The 14,306-nt window shown below is 74.4% G+C and carries 10 protein-coding genes; 6 read left to right on the forward strand and 4 right to left on the reverse strand.

Annotation, left to right across the window (positions count from 1 at the left end; translation table 11 throughout):
* Positions 1 to 243 precede the first annotated feature (243 nt).
* On the reverse strand, positions 244 to 1,095 hold the full coding sequence (locus tag LG395_RS27120; RefSeq protein ID WP_171153568.1) for an esterase/lipase family protein: 852 nt from the start codon (positions 1,093 to 1,095) through the stop codon (positions 244 to 246).
* 221 nt (positions 1,096 to 1,316) lie between these two features.
* Here LG395_RS27120 and icmB point away from each other — a divergent pair, with 221 nt between their 5' ends.
* Positions 1,317 to 1,739: a coenzyme B12-dependent isobutyryl CoA mutase small subunit gene (icmB, locus tag LG395_RS27125; RefSeq protein ID WP_171153566.1), complete on the forward strand. Its 423-nt coding sequence runs from the start codon at positions 1,317 to 1,319 to the stop codon at positions 1,737 to 1,739.
* A gap of 415 nt (positions 1,740 to 2,154) precedes the next feature.
* Here the strand turns inward: icmB and LG395_RS27130 are convergent, their stop codons facing one another.
* Both LG395_RS27130 and LG395_RS27135 read right to left on the reverse strand, forming a co-directional pair.
* Positions 2,155 to 3,990, reverse strand: coding sequence for a DUF5691 domain-containing protein (locus LG395_RS27130; RefSeq protein ID WP_263983029.1), 1,836 nt, complete (start codon positions 3,988 to 3,990; stop codon positions 2,155 to 2,157).
* Between the two features lie 62 nt (positions 3,991 to 4,052).
* Positions 4,053 to 5,408, reverse strand: a complete 1,356-nt coding sequence (locus tag LG395_RS27135; protein ID WP_225811527.1) for an SWIM zinc finger family protein — start codon at positions 5,406 to 5,408, stop codon at positions 4,053 to 4,055.
* Between the two features lie 132 nt (positions 5,409 to 5,540).
* On the opposite strand from LG395_RS27135, the gene LG395_RS27140 reads away from it, so the two are divergent.
* The 5 genes from LG395_RS27140 to sucD all read left to right on the forward strand — a co-directional run bounded on the left by LG395_RS27140 (position 5,541) and on the right by sucD (position 13,339).
* Complete coding sequence (locus LG395_RS27140) at positions 5,541 to 6,671, forward strand: ATP-binding protein (RefSeq protein ID WP_171153560.1); 1,131 nt, start codon at positions 5,541 to 5,543, stop codon at positions 6,669 to 6,671.
* Complete coding sequence (locus tag LG395_RS27145; protein ID WP_225811528.1) at positions 6,668 to 9,451, forward strand: DUF5682 family protein; 2,784 nt, start codon at positions 6,668 to 6,670, stop codon at positions 9,449 to 9,451. Before LG395_RS27140 ends, LG395_RS27145 begins: the two co-directional genes overlap by 4 nt.
* A 71-nt stretch (positions 9,452 to 9,522) precedes the next feature.
* Entirely contained in the window at positions 9,523 to 10,704 is a 1,182-nt protein-coding gene (locus tag LG395_RS27150) for a VWA domain-containing protein (RefSeq protein WP_225811544.1), read from the forward strand.
* A gap of 545 nt (positions 10,705 to 11,249) precedes the next feature.
* A complete protein-coding gene (gene sucC / locus LG395_RS27155; protein ID WP_171153557.1) occupies positions 11,250 to 12,428 on the forward strand; it encodes an ADP-forming succinate--CoA ligase subunit beta in 1,179 nt (392 codons plus the stop codon).
* Between the two features lie 26 nt (positions 12,429 to 12,454).
* On the forward strand, positions 12,455 to 13,339 hold the full coding sequence (gene sucD, locus LG395_RS27160) for a succinate--CoA ligase subunit alpha (protein WP_171153555.1): 885 nt from the start codon (positions 12,455 to 12,457) through the stop codon (positions 13,337 to 13,339).
* A gap of 79 nt (positions 13,340 to 13,418) precedes the next feature.
* Here sucD and LG395_RS27165 read toward each other — a convergent pair whose 3' ends face one another.
* Positions 13,419 to 14,294: a sigma factor-like helix-turn-helix DNA-binding protein gene (locus LG395_RS27165; RefSeq protein ID WP_225811529.1), complete on the reverse strand. Its 876-nt coding sequence runs from the start codon at positions 14,292 to 14,294 to the stop codon at positions 13,419 to 13,421.
* Between the last annotated feature and the right edge of the window lie 12 nt (positions 14,295 to 14,306).

Genomic DNA, 14,306 nt, shown 5'->3' on the forward strand with positions numbered 1-14,306 from the left:
AGTGCGGCGACTGTACCCGGCGGTACCTGGGCGCGACAATCTTCGGCCTGTTTCGGGTGGGCCGGAAACGGGCATTCGGCTGTGTTTCGGGGCTCCAGGACCCGACCTTGGCATTGCGTTCGAAGAATGTTCGATGTCGAGTGGCGAAGTGCGGGCTGTGTGCCGGCGATGCGCCGGCTGTGCGCGGGCTCCGCGCCCCGGACGCAACCGGGGCCGGGTCCGGGGCCGGGTCCGGGGCCGGGCTCAGGCCACCGTCAGGCCGTCGGCGGCCCGGTCTGCGGAGTCCGGGGCGTCCAGGGCCTCGCGTATCCCCGCCGCCACGGCGGGGTGCACCGGCAGGGCGAGGTGGCCGATACCGGTCACCCGGACGTTCTGCGCGTCCAGGTCGGGGTGCTCCAGGCAGGCCGTCTCCAGTGGGTCCATCAGCGAGTCCAGGTCGCTCCAGAAGCTCACGAAGCGGGTCCGGCAGCCGGGGGCGGGCCGGGCCAGCTCCTCGATCACCGCGGAGCCCGGCCGCATCTGCCGCACGATCGGGTGCGCGTCCGCCAGCGGCGCCACCCGGGTCCCCGAGTGCGGGGTGCCGAGGGTGACCAGCGTGCGTACCCGCAGGTCACCGCCCAGACACTGGGTGTAGTAGCGCGCTATCAGACCCCCGAGGCTGTGCCCGACGATGTCGACCCGGGCACTGCCGGTGCGCTCGCAGATCTCCTCGATGTGCCGGCCGAGCAGCTCGGCCGCGATGCGGATGTCGCAGGTCAGCGGCGAGTAGTTGAGCGATTCCACCCGGTGCCTGCCGTGCTGGGCGAGGGTGCGGCGGAGCAGGACGAACACCGAACGGTTGTCGATGAAGCCGTGCAGCAGGACGACCGGGGGCGCGGGGCGGACCGGCAGCCGCGCGGCCCCGTCCGGGGCGGGCAGGGCGCCGGAGCGCCGCTCCTGGATCAGACCGGTCGGATACAGCAGGAGGTGACCCGCCAGGATCGCCGCCTCCAGGGCCGTCGCCCGCAGCAGCGTCATGGACAGTCCGGCCAGTCTGCCGGGCCACATGCGGCGGCAGAGCGGGAGGAAGAGCGGCAAAACCCCGGTGACCTTCATGGGCACCTCCTGTCGGCACGCCGGGGGACGGCTCGACCCCCGTGTGCCCTCATGTCCCACCATGTGATTTCCCCCTCGCCGCGCACCGTAAAACTGCCGCCTGCGGGATGCTGGGGATAACGTTCGTTCACTTCGCGACGGTGGCGGAACGCGCCAAAAGTGCGGTACTTGTCGATACGGACGGAAGCGATCGCTTCCGTGGTCGCTTGATGGAGGCAGTGATGGGTGTGGCAGCCGGTCCGATCCGCGTGGTGGTCGCCAAGCCGGGGCTCGACGGCCACGATCGCGGGGCCAAGGTCATCGCGCGGGCCCTGCGCGACGCCGGTATGGAGGTCATCTACACCGGGCTCCACCAGACGCCGGAGCAGATCGTCGACACCGCGATCCAGGAGGACGCCGACGCGATCGGCCTGTCCATCCTCTCGGGCGCCCACAACACGCTGTTCGCCGCGGTCATCGACCTGCTCAAGGAGCGGGAGGCCGAGGACATCCTCGTCTTCGGCGGCGGCATCATCCCCGACGAGGACATCCCGCCGCTGAAGGAGAAGGGCGTCGCGGAGATCTTCACCCCCGGGGCGACGACCGCGTCCATCGTGGAGTGGGTCCGCGAGAACGTCCGCCAGCCGGCGGCGTCGGGCGGCTGACCGGCTGCCTGGGGCGGTTCGGCGGCTGTTTCCGGGCGGCGCGGGTCTTTCCCGGGTTGCGCGGCCGGCCTGCGCGTGGTGGCCGGAGGACTGCTCCCGTCGGGTAGGCGGCTGCTCCGGACCGTTACGCGGCTGCTCCGGGCGGTTCCGCGCTGCCCTCGGCCGTGACGCGACTGTCCCTCGTGGAGCCCGCCAGGCGGGCCCGAACGGGTTCCGAGGGTGCGCCGGGGTGGTTCCGCGACTGCCTGCGCGCGGCGGACCGCCGCCTCCGGCCGCTCTGGCGCCGCCCCCCGTCCGGCCCGTCACGAGGCTGGTCCGAGGCCGCGCCCGCCGGTCCGCGGCTGCTTACGCACCGTAGCCGGCCGGCTTCGGCCGTCGCGCGGTTGCCGCGGTGGCCGGGTGGTTCCGTTGCGGGTCACGCGGCTGCCTCCCGTGATGGTGAGGGGGTCTCCGGTGGATGCGCGGGCGTTCCGGGTGGTGGCGTGGCCGGGGCGGGCGGGGACAGTTCCCGGGTCATCGCCGCCCGTAGCCGCAGGGTCGTGACCAGGCGCTGGAAGGCCTCCGCCCAGTACCCGCCGGCCCCCGGCGCGGCGTCCTCCCGCTCGTCGGGCACCGCCAGCAGTCCCTCCAGCCGGACCGCCTCCGCCGGGTCCAGGCAACGCTCCGCCAGCCCCATCACCCCGCTGAAGCTCCACGGGTAACTGCCGGCGTCCCGGGCGATGTTCAGCGCGTCGACGACCGCCTGGCCCAGCGGGGGAGCCCAGGGGACCGCGCACACCCCGAGCAACTGGAACGCCTCCGACAGGCCGTGCGTGGCGATGAACCCGGCGACCCATACGGCCCGTTCCGCCGGATCCAGCGCGGCCAGCAGCTTCGCCCGCTCCGCCAGGGACACCGCGCCCGGTCCGCCCGCCTCGGGTGCCGAGGGCGAGCCGAGGAGCGCCCTCGACCACCCGGCGTCCCGCTGCCGAACCGCAGCCCGGCACCAGGCCGCGTGCAGCTCACCCTGCCAGCCGTCCGCCACCGGCAGCGCCACGATCTCCTGCGGCGTGCGCCCGCCCAGCCGCCCCGGCCAGATGCCGAGCGGCGCGGCCTCCACCAACTGGCCCAGCCACCACGACCGTTCGCCCCGTCCCGCGGGTGGTGCGGCCACGACACCGTCCCGTTCCATGGCCGCGTCGCATTCGAGCGGCGCCTCCACCGCGATCGCCGGCGCGCTCCCCGTACGGTCCAGGGCCACGCACGCCGAGGCCCGTACGGCCATCCGCGCGGCGAGCGCCGAGCCCGGCAGCGCCGACAGCAGTTCCGCGGCCGTCGCCCGGACATTGCGGCTGCGGTCCCCCAACGCCTGCTCCAGGAACGGCTCGTCCGCGTCCGACAGGCCCGTACGCAGCGAGTCGAGGAACATCAGCCGGTCCTCCGCCCGCTCCGTCGCCCACGTCGACGCCAGCAGGTCACGGCCCAGCCCGGGCGTGCGGACGCGCAGGGCCCCCAGCAGCGCCGCCCGCTCGGCGAACAGCCCCTCCTGCCACAGCCGGCGCACCGCCTCGGCGTCCGCCGGATCGGGCAGGGCGGCACCGCCGCCGGGGGCCGCACGCAGGGCGAACCGCCAGTCCGGGTTCAGCCGGGCCAGCCACAGTGCGCGCGGGCCGGCGAAGGCGAGCGCCGCCGGACGCAGGTCCGTACGGCCCCGGGCCGCGTCCAGAAGTGCGGGCAGCAGCTGCGGGGGCGCGGCGTACCCGTGCGCGTTGGCCGCCGCGAGCCACTGGGGGAGCAGCTCCATGAGGTCCGGGGAACCGCCCCGCCGGCCGCCGGCCGCGCCACCGGACCGGTCGGCCAGCAGGACGGAGAGTCTGCGGGCCGCGGGGGCGGGCAGGGCGGGGCGTGGATCGGCGGGCGCCGGGCCGGGCCGCCGCGCCGCCCGCGCGGGCCGCAGCCCGGCACGCCGCCGTACGGTCGCCACGGCCGCCGCGTCGAGCAGTGCCACCGGGGCCGGACGACCCGGTACGACGTGCGCCGGGGCACGCCGGTCGGTCCCGAGGAGCGCGGTGGTGACCAGGTCTTCCCAGGAGGGCGCCGTCGCCGGCGGGGAGGGGGCTGCGGCCGTCGGGGAGGCCGCCGGGGCCTGTAGCGGATTCGCGGAGGAGTCCGCCGAGGGGTGCCCGGTGCGCGCCGAACTCCCCCGGGAGCCCACCGGATCGCCCGCCTCCCCGTCGGCCCGTGTCCCGCCGCCGGGCGGTGTCCCGTTCATCACGTCGCCTTCCCCTCCCTCTTCCCTTCCGTCTTCTTCCGTTCCGCGTCCACCCGCCGGGGTCAGCACAGCGGCACCGCCTCGCCCTCCCCCTCCGCCCACGCCGTGAGCGGGGTGAAGCCGCGGTGGCCGCACTCGCCGAAGACCGTGACGGGGGCGCCGCCGGACAGGGCGACCAGCCGCCACAGGCCGGGCCGGGAGCGGGCGGCCCGGGTCACCGGCAGGGCCGTGTCCGTGTCGGCGTCGGCCAGCTGCCATCCGTCGCCGTCCGGGACCGGCGTCACCCGGTCCAGGGTCACGGGGACCGCGTCCAGCCACGGGTCGTCACGCAACGCCTCGCCGTACCGGGACGCCGCCTCGGCCGTCGACACACCCGGCGGCCGGAACGCTGCCGGGGCCGGCGGGGCGAACCGCTCGCCCAGGGCGGCCCGGGACCGGCCGGAGCCCGGATACGCCGTCAGCTCCGCCTCCAGGGCGAGGCCCACCGGCAGCGACAGCTCCGGCGCCCGGCCCGCCGCGCCGTAGGACAGCAGCAGCCGGGTGCCGCCGGACTCCGCGCCGTGCAGCCATATCCGGCGCGTCGTCAGTTTCGGGTCCACCGAGTCGTACTGGGCGAGCACCAGCCAGCGGTCGCGCAGCGGCGGGCCGTCCGGCGTGGCGGGCAGGCCGAGCCGGGAACGGACCGTGGCCGCGAGGCCGTCCGGCAGCCGGTCGCGGTGCAGCCAGCCCTGGTTGAGCAGATGCAGCAGCGCGCACTCCTCCAGCAGCCGCGCTGGCCAGCCCGGGCCGGACGCCGGGATCGCCCCCAGTTCCCGGACGCGCGCGGCCAGTCCCGGCGCCTGCGCGTCGACCATGCGGGCCGCCGTCTCGTCCCACAGGCCGTACCCCGCGTGTTCGGCCGCGGCCAGGCCGCTGCGCAGCAGGTCGGCCAGGCGCTGCTCCAGTTCGCTCGCGCCCGCCGTGACCCGCTCGGCGCGGCGCTCGGCCCGGCGCCGGGCCGCCTCCGGATCGGCGGGTGCGGCCGCCGGACCCGCCCCGTCCCGCGCCCGTCTGGTCTCGGCCCGTCCGCGCCGGCCCGCGAGCCACTGCCCGGCCCACTCCGGCGGCCGGGCGGCAACCGGCACCGCGCCGTCGTCACCCGCCCACAGCAGAAGCAGTCCGAGCGCGTGCTTGCACGGGAACTTACGGCTCGGACACGTGCACTTGTACGCCGGCCCGGCCGCGTCGGCCAGGTCCACCACCGTCTGGTACGGCTTGCTGCCGCTGCCCTTGCACAGCCCCCACACCGTCCCCTCCGCGCTTCCCGTCCCGGACCACGGCCCGGCCACGGCGAGTTTGCTCCCGGCCTTGCGTGACGCGGCGTCAGGCGCCAGTGCCAGCACCTGGTCCGCGGTCCAGCGCACCCCCTGCTCAGTCATGTCACCGACGGTAGGTCCCGCCACTGACAATCGGTCCGGCGACCACGTTCGTGCTGGTCAGAGCGATTGTCAGTGGCGTGGTGCACGGTGGGTGCCAGATCCGAACCGGCCGAGCTGGAGGGGGCCTCAGCCATGTCTGTGTCCGTGGAACCGACGACCGCCGCACCCGACCGCGACGAGACCGCGCAGGCGTTGCGACCGCACGCCGAGCACGCCTTCGCGGCCGAACTCGCCGCGCTCGCCGCCCAGGACGACCGCCCGCGCCCGGCCCGCTGGAAGCTGTCGCCGTGGGCGGTGGCGACGTACCTGCTCGGCGGCACGCTGCCGGACGGCACGGTGATCACGCCCAAGTACGTGGGCCCGCGCCGCATCGTCGAGGTCGCCGTCACCACGCTCGCCACCGACCGCGCCCTGCTCCTGCTCGGCGTGCCCGGCACCGCCAAGACCTGGGTGTCGGAACACCTGGCAGCCGCCGTGAGCGGCGACTCGACGCTCCTGGTGCAGGGCACGGCCGGCACCCCGGAGGAGGCGATCCGGTACGGCTGGAACTACGCGCGGCTCCTCGCGCACGGCCCGAGCCGCGACGCGCTCGTGCCCAGCCCCGTCATGCGCGCCATGGCCGAGGGCATGACCGCCCGGGTGGAGGAGCTGACCCGTATCCCGGCCGACGTGCAGGACACGCTCATCACGATCCTGTCCGAGAAGACCCTGCCCGTCCCCGAACTGGGCGAGGAGGTCCAGGCGGTCCGCGGCTTCAACCTCATCGCCACCGCCAACGACCGCGACCGCGGGGTCAACGACCTCTCCAGTGCCCTGCGCCGCCGCTTCAACACCGTGGTGCTGCCGCTGCCGGAGAGCGCCGACGCCGAGGTCGACATCGTCACCCGTCGGGTCGAGCAGCTCGGCCGCTCCCTCGACCTGCCGGCCGCGCCCGACGGCATCGAGGAGATCCGCCGGGTCGTCACCGTCTTCCGCGAGCTGCGCGACGGCGTCACCGCCGACGGCCGCACGAAGCTGAAGTCGCCCAGCGGCACGCTGTCCACGGCGGAGGCCATCTCCGTCGTCACGAACGGCCTCGCGCTCGCCACCCACTTCGGCGACGGCGTCCTGCGGCCGGGAGACGTCGCCGCGGGCATCCTCGGCGCCGTCGTCCGCGACCCGGCGGCCGACCGGGTCGTCTGGCAGGAGTACCTGGAGGCGGTCGTGCGCGAGCGCGAGGGCTGGACCGACTTCTACCGCGCCTGCCGGGAGGTGAGCGCGTGACCGGCACCGGCGGGAGCACGGCGTACACCGCCGGGCCGCTGCTGCTCGGGGTGCGGCACCACGGGCCCGGATCCGCGCGCGCGGTGCGGGCCGCGCTGGACGCCGCCCGGCCGGCCGCCGTGCTGATCGAGGGCCCGCCCGAGGCCGACACGTTGATCCCGCTGGCCGCCGACCCGGGCCTGCGGCCCCCGGTCGCCCTGCTCGCCCACGCCGTGGACGAGCCCGGTTGCTCGGCCTTCTGGCCGTTCGCCGAGTTCAGCCCCGAATGGGTGGCCCTGCGGTGGGCTCTCGACGAGGGCGTCCCGGCCCGTTTCATCGACCTGCCGGCCACGCACACACTGGCGTGGCAGAAGGAAGTGGACGAGTCCGGCGACGGCGGCGCCGACGGCGATGACGGGCTTGACGGCGATGACGGGTACGACGGCGACAGCGCCGCGGAGCCCGGACCAGAACCAGGACTTGGGCCCGATCCCGTTCCCCGTCCCGGCCCCGGCGACCGGGTCCGCGTCGACCCGCTCGCCGTGCTCGCCGAGGCGGCCGGGTACGACGACCCCGAGCGCTGGTGGGAGGACGTCGTAGAACACCGGGGGCCGGGCGCCGGCGACCCCTTCGCGCCGTTCGCGGCGGTGGCGGAGGCCATGGAAGCGCTGCGCGAGCGGTACGGCGCCGGCGGGCGACCCCGGGACCTCGTCCGCGAGGCACACATGCGGCTCAGACTGCGCGACGCGCGCAAGGAGTTCGGGGACGCGGTGGCCGTGGTGTGCGGGGCCTGGCACGTGCCCGCGCTGCGCGAGAGGACCACCGTCACCGCCGACCGGGCGCTGCTCAAGGGGCTGCCCAGGACCAGGGCTGACCTGACCTGGGTGCCGTGGACGCACCGCAGGCTGGCCCGGTCCGGCGGTTACGGCGCCGGCATCGACTCGCCCGGCTGGTACGGGCACCTGTTCCGCGCGCCCGACCGGCCGGTGGAGCGGTGGCTGACGAAGGTGGCCCGGCTGCTGCGCGAGGAGGACCGGATCGTGTCCTCCGCGCACGTCATCGAGGCCGTACGGCTCGCGGAGACCCTGGCCGCGCTGCGGGGCCGCCCGTTGCCCGGTCTGGGCGAGACCACCGACGCGGTGCGGGCGGTGCTGTGCGACGGCTCGGACGTGCCGCTGGCGCTGGTGCACGACCGGCTGGTGGTCGGGGACGACCTGGGCGAGGTCCCCGAGTCGGCGCCCGCGGTGCCGTTGCAGCGCGACCTGGCCCGCCGGCAGCGGTCGCTGCGGCTGAAGCCGGACGCGCTGGAGCGCGAGCTGGAGCTGGACCTGCGCGGGGACACCGACGCCGGCCGCAGCAGGCTGCTGCACCGGCTGCGGCTGCTCGGCGTGGGCTGGGGCGAGCCGGTCCGGTCCCGGGGGAGCACGGGCACGTTCCGGGAGACCTGGCGGCTGCGGTGGGAACCCGAGCTGTCGGTACGGGTCGCCGAGGCGGGCGTGTGGGGGACGACCGTCCACGCGGCGGCACGGGCCAAGGCGGAGGCGGACGCGACGGGAGCGCGAGCACTGGCCGACGTGACCGGGGTCGCCGAGCAGTGCCTGCTGGCGGGACTGCCGGACGCGCTGCCCGTGGTCATGCGGGTGCTCGCCGACCGGGCGGCCCTGGACACCGACGTCGGCCACCTCGCCCAGGCCCTGCCCGCCCTGGTCCGCTCACTGCGCTACGGCGACGTGCGCGGCACCGACACCGGCGCGCTGGCCGAGGTCGCGGCGGGCCTCGCCGAACGCGTCTTCGTCGGCCTGCCCCCGGCCTGCGTCGCACTCGACACGGACGCGGCGGAGGAGATGCGCGGCCATGTGGACGCCGTGCACACGGCGGTGGGACTACTGGCGGAGAGCCTGACCGGGGCGCCCGCGGGGGAGGCCGGCGGGGGCGCCGATGTGCTCACCGGTACGGCTGCGAGCGGGCCGGGCGAGGGCACCGGTGTGCCCGCGGGGACGGCTGGTGACGACGCGCAAGCGCCTGCGCGCGTGGGCGGGTATGACGCCGGTGCCGGCGCGGCTGTGGTGGCGGTGGATGGTGATGCCGCCACCGGCCCCGCCCGAGGCGTCGGTTCGCCTGCGGCTGCGGCTGCGGCTGCGGCTACGGGGGCGGGGGCGGTCGGCGGAGCCGGGGGCGGCGGGCTGCGGGGGCGTTGGCGGGCCGTGTTGCGGGTGCTGGCGCTGCGGGACACCGTGCCCGGGGTCATCCGGGGCCGGGCCGTGCGGCTGTTGCTGGACGACGGGGCGCTGGAGTCCGGGGAGGCGGCCCGGCTGATGGGGCTCGCGCTGTCGCCGGGCACCCCTCCCGCCGCGGCCGCCGCCTGGGTGGAGGGCTTCGCCGGTGGTGGCGGCCTGCTGCTGGTGCACGACGAGCGGCTGCTCGCCCTGCTGGACACCTGGCTGACGGGGGTTCCGGCGGACGCCTTCACGGACGTACTGCCGCTGCTGCGGCGCACCTTCGCGGCGTACGAGCCGGGCGTGCGCAGAACCCTCGGCGAGCTGGTCCGGCGCGGTCCCGCGGGCCGGCCCGGCGGGACCACTGCCCAGGGAACCGGCCTCCCCGGCTTCGCCGCCGAACCGGACACCGGGCGTGCCGACGCCGTCCTCCCGGTACTGCGGCTGCTGCTCGGCCTGGACGCCCACCTCGACACGGTGTCCGCGCCGGCCCGCACCCCTCCCCCCGGCGCGACCCGCGAGGAGATACGCACGGCGGCACCCGGTTCCCCGCACGGCGACCGCCTCACGGGGGTGGGCACATGACGGACGCGACGGACGCGACGGACGCGGGCAGGACGGACAGGACGGACAGGACGGGCAGGACGGACAGGGTCATGGGGTCGGACGAGGGCGTGGGCATGGGCGTGGGTGACCCCGCGCGGGAGCGGCTGCGGCGGTGGCGGCTCGTACTCGGCGGGGAGCAGGCCGACGGCACCGGGTACGCGCTGTCCGGGCGGGACGCGGCGATGGACGGCACGCTGGCCGCGCTCTACGGCAGGGGGGACAAGTCGCAGACGGGCCGGGACCGGTCGGCGGGGCTCGGCGCCTCGGCGCCGTCCGTGGCCCGCTGGCTCGGGGACATCCGCCGCTACTTCCCGTCCTCCGTCGTGCAGGTCATGCAGCGCGACGCCATCGACCGCCTCGGACTCGCCTCCCTGTTGCTGGAGCCGGAGATGCTGGAGGCGGTGGAGGCGGACGTGCACCTGGTCGGCACGCTGCTCTCGCTGCACAAGGCGATGCCGGAGACGACCCGGGAGACGGCCCGCGCGGTCGTGCGCAAGGTGGTGGAGGACCTGGAGAAGCGGCTCGCCACCCGCACCCGGGCCACCCTCACCGGCGCCCTGGACCGCAGTGCCCGCGTCACCCGCCCGCGCCACCACGACATCGACTGGAACCGCACCGTCGCGGCCAACCTGAAGCACTATCTGCCCGAGTACCGCACGGTCGTGCCGGAGCGGCTCGTCGGCTACGGGCGGGCCGCGCGGTCGGTGAAGAAGGAGGTCGTGCTCTGCATCGACCAGTCCGGGTCGATGGCGTCGTCCGTGGTGTACGCGTCGGTGTTCGGCGCGGTCCTCGCCTCGATGCGGTCGATCAGCACCCGGCTGGTCGTCTTCGACACGGCGGTCGTCGACCTCACCGACCAGCTGGCCGACCCCGTCGACGTGCTGTTCGGCACGCAGCTCGGCGGCGGTACGGACATCAACCGGGCGCTCGCCTACTGCCAGGCGCAGATCACCCGGCCGGCCGAGACCGTCGTCGTGCTGATCAGCGATCTCTTCGAGGGCGGTATCCGCCAGGAGATGCTCAAGCGGGTCGCGGCGATGAAGGCGTCGGGGACGCAGTTCGTGGCGCTGCTCGCGCTGTCGGACGAAGGGGCGCCCGCGTACGACCGCGACCACGCGGCGGCGCTGGCCGCGCTCGGCGCACCGGCCTTCGCCTGCACGCCCGACCTGTTCCCCGAGGTGATGGCCGCCGCGCTGGAGAAGCGGCCCCTGCCGGTACCGGAGACGGCGTGACCCCGGGTCGCGTGACCACGGGTGGCGTGACCATGGAGGGCGTGGTACCGGAGGGCGTCGGACCGGCCGGCGTGACACCGGGCCGGAAGGGGCACCCGGTACCCGGAGTGGGTGGCGCGCACAGCTCCGCGGGGTGGCCGGCCCGGGCGGTCGAAAGCCGTCGGCTCGTCCGGGCGGAGCCCCGCGGACGGGGTGCGTGGTCCCCATTGGGGTGGGGATCAAGCGCCCCGGCCCCGGGTCGTCCCCGGGGCCGCCAGGGGGTCTCACCGGGTCAACCCCAGCCCGGTGAGGCTCGCGGAACGCCCGTACCGCACCGGGAGGCGGCACGCTGTGCCAGGAAAACCGGCATCATGTGACAGGTATCACCGCTCAGGTGTGACCCGCGATTTAGAGGGCCCCCGCAAGCAGCGATAACCTGCGAGACGGACATGCCGCGCGCTCGGACACCGTGTGCGCTTCCCTAGTGACAGCGGACGTCACGTTGCCCTTCGCGGCACGCCCACGCATCCAACGAACCGCGAGATCACTGATAGGGACGGAAGCGCGTGGACCTGTTCGAGTACCAGGCGAGGGACCTCTTCGCCAAGCACGATGTACCGGTGCTGGCCGGTGAAGTCATCGACACGCCTGAGGCGGCGCGCGAGATCACCGAGCGGCTCGGCGGCAAGTCCGTCGTCAAGGCGCAGGTGAAGGTCGGTGGTCGCGGCAAGGCCGGCGGCGTCAAGCTGGCCGCCTCCCCGGACGAGGCCGTCGCCCGTGCGACGGACATCCTCGGCATGGACATCAAGGGCCACACGGTCCACAAGGTCATGATCGCCGAGACCGCTCCGGAGATCGTCGAGGAGTACTACGTCTCCTTCCTCCTCGACCGTGCCAACCGCACCTTCCTGTCCATCGCCTCCGTCGAGGGCGGCATGGAGATCGAGGAGGTGGCGGCCACCCGCCCGGAGGCCGTCGCCAAGACCCCGATCGACCCGATCGACGGTGTGGACGAGGCCAAGGCCCGCGAGATCGTGGAGGCCGCCAAGTTCCCGGCCGAGGTCGCGGACAAGGTCGTCAACGTCCTGGTCAAGCTGTGGGACACCTTCATCAAGTCGGACGCCCTCCTCGTCGAGGTCAACCCGCTCGCGAAGGTCGCCTCCGGTGAGGTCCTCGCGCTCGACGGCAAGGTGTCGCTCGACGACAACGCCGAGTTCCGTCACCCCGAGTACGAGGCGCTCCACGACAAGGCCGCGGCCAACCCGCTCGAGGCCGCCGCCAAGGAGAAGAACCTCAACTACGTCAAGCTCGACGGCGAGGTCGGCATCATCGGCAACGGCGCCGGTCTCGTCATGAGCACCCTGGACGTCGTCGCGTACGCCGGTGAGAAGCACGGTGGCGTCAAGCCCGCCAACTTCCTGGACATCGGCGGTGGCGCCTCCGCCCAGGTGATGGCGAACGGCCTGGAGATCATCCTGGGCGACCCGGACGTCAAGTCCGTCTTCGTGAACGTCTTCGGTGGCATCACCGCCTGTGACGAGGTCGCCAACGGCATCGTGCAGGCCCTGAAGCTCCTGGAGGACCGCGGCGAGAAGGTCGAGAAGCCGCTCGTCGTCCGTCTCGACGGCAACAACGCCGAGCTGGGCCGGAAGATCCTCACGGACGCCAACCACCCGCTGGTGCAGCGCGTCGACACCATGGACGGCGCGGCCGACAAGGCCGCCGAGCTGGCCGCCGCCAAGTAAGCACGAGGACGAGGACTCAAACCACCATGGCTATCTGGCTCAACAAGGACAGCAAGGTCATCGTCCAGGGCATGACCGGCGCCACCGGCATGAAGCACACCAAGCTCATGCTCGGTGACGGCACGAACGTCGTGGGCGGCGTGAACCCGCGCAAGGCGGGTCAGACCGTGGACTTCGACGGCACCGAGGTACCCGTCTTCGGCACCGTCAAGGAGGCCATCGAGAAGACCGGCGCCGACGTCTCCGTCATCTTCGTGCCGGAGAAGTTCACCAAGGACGCGGTCGTCGAGGCCATCGACGCCGAGATCCCGCTGGCCGTCGTGATCACCGAGGGCATCGCCGTGCACGACACGGCCGCCTTCTGGGCGTACGCCGGCAAGAAGGGCAACAAGACCCGCATCATCGGCCCGAACTGCCCCGGCATCATCACCCCGGGCCAGTCGAACGTCGGCATCATCCCGGGCGACATCACCAAGCCGGGCCGCATCGGCCTGGTGTCGAAGTCCGGCACGCTGACGTACCAGATGATGTACGAGCTGCGGGACATCGGCTTCTCCACCGCCGTCGGCATCGGTGGCGACCCGATCATCGGCACCACGCACATCGACGCCCTGGCCGCGTTCCAGGACGACCCCGACACCGACCTGATCGTGATGATCGGTGAGATCGGCGGCGACGCCGAGGAGCGCGCGGCCGCGTTCATCAAGGAGAACGTGACCAAGCCGGTCGTCGGCTACGTCGCGGGCTTCACCGCGCCCGAGGGCAAGACCATGGGCCACGCCGGCGCCATCGTCTCCGGTTCGTCCGGTACCGCCCAGGCGAAGAAGGAGGCCCTGGAGGCCGCGGGCGTCAAGGTCGGCAAGACCCCGACCGAGACGGCGAAGCTGGCCCGGGAGATCCTGAGCGCCTGAGTTTCCCCTCCGCGCAGACCGGCAGGCCCGTTCCCCCGTCCGGGGGCGGGCCTGCCGGCGTTCTGCGGGGCGTCACCGCTCACTTCGGCTCCGGTGCCAGTCTCTCCGGTCCGCTCGCCTCCGACCGGCGGAGCTTCGCCCGCAGTCGCTGCTCCTGCCGGGAGAGCGGACCCAGCCCGGCGGGTGGGGGAACGCCCTGCACCGCCTGGGCGGGTGCGACCGGGGCCTCGTAGCGCGTCGGTGCGGTGCGGAGCGTCAGCGTGGTCGCGCCGATGACCGTCACGGTGAAGGCGATGGCCGCGCGGGTCCAGAAGACGTTCCGCCGTTCGGAGCCGGTGCGTACGGTCGTCGACTTCTCCGCGCGCAGCCGCTCCCGGGTGGCCAGTTCGAGCATGCGGCGGTGCAGCTTCTCCGGATCGGCCAGTTCCGGCAGCAGCGCGGCCACCGCCTCCCGGGCGTGGACCAGCCGGTTAGCGGCGGCCGGTGTGCTCGCCTCCGTCTCCGCCGCCGTCTCCGGGAGGTCGAGGCCCACACCGTCGTACAGCACGAGCGTGCGCCGGTACGTGGCCGGCAGCCGGAGGAGGGCGTCCAGCAGGGCTTGGTCGGCGGGGTCGGCGGGCGGGGGTTCCGGTGAGCGGTAGCGGGGGCGGAAGCGGTGCCAGGGGGAGAGCGCGCAGTCGTACGCGACCGCCCGTACCCAGCCTGCGGGGTCACGGTCCCGGGCCACCTCGGGCCAGCGCTGCCAGGCCAGCTGGAAGGCCCGCTCCACGGATTCGCGGGCCAGCTCCCGGCGCCCGGTGAGCAGATAGGTCTGGCGCACGAGGGCGGGAGCGCAGAAGGCGTACAGCGCGTCGAAGGCCTGAGCGGGGGTCAGCGAGGGTGCCTGTCCGGCCGTCAGGCGCGCTTCGGCGGCACGGTTCTGAGGGGCCGTCGGCTCGGGACTCTGTGTCGTCACGATGCACCCTTC

The sequence above is a fragment of the Streptomyces spinosus genome (assembly GCF_020400655.1).
Classification (GTDB): domain Bacteria; phylum Actinomycetota; class Actinomycetes; order Streptomycetales; family Streptomycetaceae; genus Streptomyces; species Streptomyces argyrophylli.